Source organism: Microcystis sp. T1-4 (genome assembly GCF_000297435.1).
Classification (GTDB): Bacteria; Cyanobacteriota; Cyanobacteriia; order Cyanobacteriales; family Microcystaceae; genus Microcystis.
This window is the reverse complement of the sequence record NZ_CAIP01000164.1, coordinates 1-5,053: the sequence shown is the minus strand read 5'-3', so window position 1 is coordinate 5,053 and position 5,053 is coordinate 1. Positions and strand designations below refer to the sequence as shown.

Genomic DNA, 5,053 nt, shown 5'->3' with positions numbered 1-5,053 from the left:
TTTTCATCAGAGAGGCCATCTGATTATAGGTCAAATAGCCATGACCATAAATGAAGTTTTGTCGGATTAAATAATTGGCTGAGTTGTAGAGATTTTTAGACTGCCAAGATAAATTATCTATCTCAGCCCAAAATCTATGTCCTTTCTTGATAATGTGCCTTTCTGCTACTAACATTATTGTCCGTTGTCTTTTAACTCAGCTATAATCTTTTCTGTCTTTCTTTTCGACATTCTTAATCCGTAAATTCGAGAACAAAAAGAGGTTATAATGGCTATTAAATCTGACATCAACTCATCCTGATTATCCTCACTTTGATTGACAACCTCCAGTTTTTTATCTAGTTCTTTTAACAAGATTTCTAGATAATTAGTCCCAAATCTGGCTAGACGCTCTTTGTGTTCAACAATTAAAACATTATAATTGGGGTCAACTAGAATTTTGGCTAATTGTTGGCGATTATCGTTTAATCCACTGCCTACTTCTTTGACAACTTTGTAGATTTTGTAGCCTCTGGCAACAGCATAATCTTTTAATCGGTCAGCTTGTCTATCTAGATTGTCTTTATTTTCGGCACTGGAAACTCTTGCATAAATGCAGGCTATCAAGTCGGGTTTTGAATGGTTGTCATCCGTTATGATAATTGTACCAGAAGGCAATTGATAACCTGTTAAATTCCCTTGTTTCCACCACCTCCAAGCCGTTCGATAACTTATTCCTGTTTTTTTTGCATAGTCTGATAGTTTCATGTCTATATATTACCATCCCTGACTATATCTGACTATATTTCTATTGAAACTTTACAATACCACCTTAAGCTCGTCTTTTTTCTGATTTTAACAGTAGAATCGCCGATGGGAATGAATAACTTAGTTCATGACTCCATTCGTCTCACCTGAGAAATTTCTAATTTCATATCTACCGAAAAAAGCTCCCCGGTTGACCATTCCCGTGGCGATCGTTTATGAAAAAGATAATGGTGTTCAGCTAACCATTCTCAATGCCTCCCCGTCTCCACAGCAAAATAGGTAATGCTCACCCTAGTCATGCAAGGCGTAAAATTTCCCAGATTTTCGGATATTCTCGTTAACTACTTTTGTAGGTCTTCATTGGCCCGAAAAATCGCTTCTTGACCATCACTAGAGGCCACAAAACCCATAAAAGCTTTGACTGCTTCACTAGCAGGTTCTTTGTAAACGTAGTAAAGGGTACGCTGCCAGGGATAATTAGGTTCACTGGCTGAAATTCCGTCCACAGCGAGCGCTCTGACGGTTTTTTGGTCGGCGATTTGGCTATAGGTGGCGTAACTAATGCCATTCAGTCCCAAAACTCGCAAAATTGGGGTGGTGGCATCCCTCTCCATCATTTTGAAATTAGTTCCCCTACCAAATTCTCCCCCTTGCAGCACTTCCTGACGAAAACTTTGATAAGTGCCACTAATAGGAGGACGATTAATCACTTGAATAGTAGCAGCAGAACCTCCCACCTCCGACCAAGAGGTGATTTTTCCGGTAAAAATACCCCTAACTTGAGCAGTGGTTAACCCCCCCGCAAAGGGGTTTTTTACTCCCACCACAACAGCGATCGCATCTCGAACAATCGGACTAGAAGCCAATCCCTGAGAGCGTTCTGACTCGGTTAAAGGTCGTGACACCGCCGCAATATCGATCGCCCCCTGGGCCACTTCCTCTAATCCCACATCAGATCCTTGAGCATTTGTCAAGACCTCTACCCCCTGAAATTTGGCAGTTAAAGCGGCTTTTAAGGCTTGATTAATCTGTACCATACTGGTGGAGCCGTTCATGCGAATTGTCGTGCCACTGGGGATAGAAGTCCGTGGGGCAAAACTGACCACTCGCTGGGGTGAGGGGGGAGGGGGTAGGGGAGAGGAGGCACTTTCCGATACCGGCGATTTTTGCGGACTTTTACCGCTGCCACAGAGAAAAAATTCTTGACCCGCAGCACATTGACTTTGTAGCCAGAAGTAACCCCCACCTAAAATGCCCGCAGTGGCTAAAAGAGCGATTATTAAAGCAGTTGTTTCGTTTTTTTGAGACATACCCATCATTTGCTGACATTAGGGGGTCGATCGCCTGGACACCGGTGATCAATGGAAGTTTCGATGATATTATCTTAGTGCATGGAAATCCACTCTTGATTTAGGACTGTATATCATGACCCACGCACCTATATCCCCAGTCGTACTGGTTATCCTTGATGGTTGGGGTTATCGCCCGCAAAGGTCGGATAATGCGATCGCAATGGCGAAAACCCCGATTATGGATAGTCTCTGGGAAGTGTATCCCCACACCTTAATCCGCACCTCCGCTAAGGATGTGGGACTACCGGAAGGACAGATGGGTAACTCGGAAGTTGGCCACCTCAATATCGGAGCGGGGCGGGTTGTACCACAGGAGTTAGTACGGATTTCCGATGCGATCGAAGATGGTTCGATTCAACAAAATCAGGCTTTATTAAAACTCTGCGACGAGATTCGCCCTAAAAAAAGCAAATTACACCTAATTGGTTTGTGTTCCGAGGGGGGAGTTCATTCCCATCTCGATCACTTACTGGGATTATTAGACTTAGCGAAAGTGCAAGGGATCAGCGATGTCTGCATTCATGTCATCACCGATGGTCGCGATACCAACGTCACCGACGGGATGCCGGCGATTAAACGGATTCAAGAACATATTAATAAAATTAAACTCGGTCGCATGGTGACTCTCAGTGGCCGTTATTATGCCATGGATCGGGATCGCCGTTGGGATCGGGTGGAAAAAGCCTATAACGTGATGACCAGTGATCAAGGTATCGACGGGCGATCAATTACTGAAGTATTACAGGCATTTTATGATCAAAATATTACCGATGAATTTATTCCCCCCACCAGAATTGCACCGGGGGCGATCGAAGCGGGCGATGGGGTGATATTCTATAATTTCCGTCCCGATCGAGCTAGACAGTTATGTTATGCCCTGACTATGCCCGATTTTGAAGATTTCGATCGAGATTTAATTTCTCCCCTCAGTTTTGTCACTTTCACCCAATACGATCCGAAATTACCGGTAGATGTGGCCTTTGCTCCCCAGAATTTAAATAATATTTTAGGACAGGTGATCGCTCAACAGGGATTAAAACAGTTTCGTTGTGCGGAAACCGAAAAATATCCCCACGTCACCTACTTTTTTAATGGGGGGTTAGAAAAACCCTTTGAGGGAGAAGTGCGCGAATTAATTCCCAGTCCAAAAGTCGCCACCTATGACCAAGCTCCGGCCATGTCGGCAGCCGCGGTGACAGCAGCGGTCTGTGGGGCGATCGAACAGGGGATCTATAGTCTCGTGGTAGTCAATTACGCTAACCCCGATATGGTGGGTCATACGGGCATTTTAGACGCGGCCATGAAAGCAGTGGAAACGGTGGATCTATGCTTGGCTAAGTTGTTAAGTAGCGTCAATAAATTGGGGGGAACAGTGTTAATCACTGCCGACCACGGTAACGCGGAAACGATGGTGGATGAGTCGGGTAATCCTTGGACGGCCCACACGACTAATCCCGTTCCTTTAATTTTAATTGAAGGGGAAGGGAGAAAAATACCCGGCCACGGTGGCGATGTGCAGCTGCGGGATGATGGTCGTTTAGCCGATATTGCCCCCACTATCCTGGAAATTCTCTCTATTCCCGTCCCGATAGAAATGACCGGGCGATCGCTGATTAAACCGGCCGAAGTGGAAATTAAAGCCAGTCGCACTCCCGTCCGCATCTCGCTTTAACAGTGATCAGTAATCAGTAATCAGTAATCAGTGGAAATAATTAAAAAATTGGCTAATTAGCAGAAAAATGACCGATAAAAGCCGCTCTCTTGCAGTTATGCTGATCAGCAAATCTTATCGAAGAAAGGGCGTAGGGCATCTTTGAATGTAAGATAATGAACATTTTTCAGCCAATTTCCGAGAGAGCCATAAAAATTTAAAACTTACATCTGATAACTGATAACTGATAACTGATAACTGATGATAACTGCTATACTTTGTAATGGAAAATAGAGAGTAATAATCATGACAGTGGTGCTGGTAGTACAGATTATTTGGGCGCTGGCGGCGGCCTTTCTGGCGATTTTGGTGTTATTACACAGTCCCAAAGGGGATGGTATTGGCGGTATTGGCGGTCAATCCCAGATTTTTACCAGCGCAAAAACGGCGGAAAAAACCTTAAATCAGGTGACTTGGGCGTTGGGGACGGTATTTATCACCCTAACTATTGTACTGAGCGCCGGCTGGTTAAATCGCTAAATGCTAAGAGGTCGGTTCTCTTTTCTAGGACTCGCAGCCTTGGCGAGTCTTTTGCTGTTTTCCTATTCTTTGATCGCCGACAGTCGATCGCTACCAGAGTTAAAAACCCATCCTTTACCCGCTAATTTAGCCCAATGGCAAGAGCAAAACCAGTCCGGGGATTATTTTGATGCCGTGGAAATCAGTCCCGTGGGGGCGTTGATTTGGTCGCAATTTCCCGTGAAGATTTATGTTCACAGCGATCGCAGTTCTTGGCTGAGTTTGGTACAACAGGCGATCGCTGAATGGGGGCAGTATTTGCCGATGGAGTTGGTAAATCGGGCAGAATTGGCCGATATCCTCATTAAACGGGAGTTACCGCCGTCGGGAGTCCGTTTTAATGCCGAAACGGGTAAGTTAGAACTGCCCCGGGTGCGTTCTGCCATAACACAATACGAGATTTTTGTCAAGGAAAATCGCTTAACTCATCGGATGAGTATCCAGATTAGTCCTAATTTAGCCGATCGGTCGGCCTTAGCGGCAGCGCGGCACGAATTAGGTCACGCTTTGGGAATTTGGGGTCATAGTCCCCTGGAGACGGATGTGATGTATTTCGCTCAAACTAGAGATATTGCCCCGATTTCTAGCCGGGATATTAACACTTTAAAAAAGGTTTATCAGCAGCCAACTAAGTTAGGTTGGCAGATGAATCAGCTAGGGTATCTAATACCTGAATAGGTAAATATTGCTCTTCAGTCGGTTCTGCTATTAAAAAGTAAGTAGT

General features: G+C 44.8%; 6 protein-coding genes and 1 pseudogene. 4 read left to right on the top strand and 3 right to left on the bottom strand.

The window, feature by feature from the left end; translation table 11 throughout:
• A pseudogene (locus MICAI_RS27840) lies at window positions 1-175 on the bottom strand (transposase); the annotation flags it as partial.
• The gene (locus MICAI_RS09875; RefSeq protein WP_008201120.1) at window positions 175-747 is read right to left on the bottom strand and encodes an IS607 family transposase; all 573 of its coding nucleotides are present in this window, start codon (window positions 745-747) and stop codon (window positions 175-177) included. The pseudogene MICAI_RS27840 and the gene MICAI_RS09875, both read right to left, overlap by 1 nt.
• 127 nt (window positions 748-874) lie before the next feature.
• On the opposite strand from MICAI_RS09875, the gene MICAI_RS25855 reads away from it, so the two are divergent.
• Window positions 875-1,030: a hypothetical protein gene (locus MICAI_RS25855; protein ID WP_157221744.1), complete on the top strand. Its 156-nt coding sequence runs from the start codon at window positions 875-877 to the stop codon at window positions 1,028-1,030.
• 58 nt (window positions 1,031-1,088) lie between these two features.
• Here the strand turns inward: MICAI_RS25855 and MICAI_RS09870 are convergent, their stop codons facing one another.
• A complete protein-coding gene (locus MICAI_RS09870; protein ID WP_008201118.1) occupies window positions 1,089-2,066 on the bottom strand; it encodes a phosphate ABC transporter substrate-binding protein in 978 nt (325 codons plus the stop codon).
• Between the two features lie 106 nt (window positions 2,067-2,172).
• On the opposite strand from MICAI_RS09870, the gene gpmI reads away from it, so the two are divergent.
• The 3 genes from gpmI to MICAI_RS09855 all read left to right on the top strand — a co-directional run bounded on the left by gpmI (window position 2,173) and on the right by MICAI_RS09855 (window position 5,007).
• Complete coding sequence (gene gpmI / locus MICAI_RS09865; protein ID WP_008201116.1) at window positions 2,173-3,771, top strand: 2,3-bisphosphoglycerate-independent phosphoglycerate mutase; 1,599 nt, start codon at window positions 2,173-2,175, stop codon at window positions 3,769-3,771.
• A 285-nt stretch (window positions 3,772-4,056) separates the two neighbouring features.
• Window positions 4,057-4,290 carry a preprotein translocase subunit SecG gene (gene secG, locus MICAI_RS09860; protein ID WP_002736485.1) on the top strand — a complete coding sequence of 78 codons (234 nt, stop codon included), beginning with the start codon at window positions 4,057-4,059 and terminating at the stop codon, window positions 4,288-4,290.
• On the top strand, window positions 4,291-5,007 hold the full coding sequence (locus MICAI_RS09855) for a peptidase (RefSeq protein WP_008201112.1): 717 nt from the start codon (window positions 4,291-4,293) through the stop codon (window positions 5,005-5,007). It begins immediately after the preceding gene.
• Window positions 5,008-5,053: the final 46 nt, after the last annotated feature.

Bases quoted from the DNA above. Each gene is read 5' to 3' on its own strand.
- MICAI_RS09875 (WP_008201120.1), bottom strand. From the start codon at position 747: ATGAAACTATCAGACTATGCAAAAAAAACAGGAATAAGTTATCGAACG.
- MICAI_RS25855 (WP_157221744.1), top strand. From the start codon at position 875: ATGACTCCATTCGTCTCACCTGAGAAATTTCTAATTTCATATCTACCG.
- MICAI_RS09870 (WP_008201118.1), bottom strand. From the start codon at position 2,066: ATGATGGGTATGTCTCAAAAAAACGAAACAACTGCTTTAATAATCGCT.
- gpmI (WP_008201116.1), top strand. From the start codon at position 2,173: ATGACCCACGCACCTATATCCCCAGTCGTACTGGTTATCCTTGATGGT.
- secG (WP_002736485.1), top strand. From the start codon at position 4,057: ATGACAGTGGTGCTGGTAGTACAGATTATTTGGGCGCTGGCGGCGGCC.
- MICAI_RS09855 (WP_008201112.1), top strand. From the start codon at position 4,291: ATGCTAAGAGGTCGGTTCTCTTTTCTAGGACTCGCAGCCTTGGCGAGT.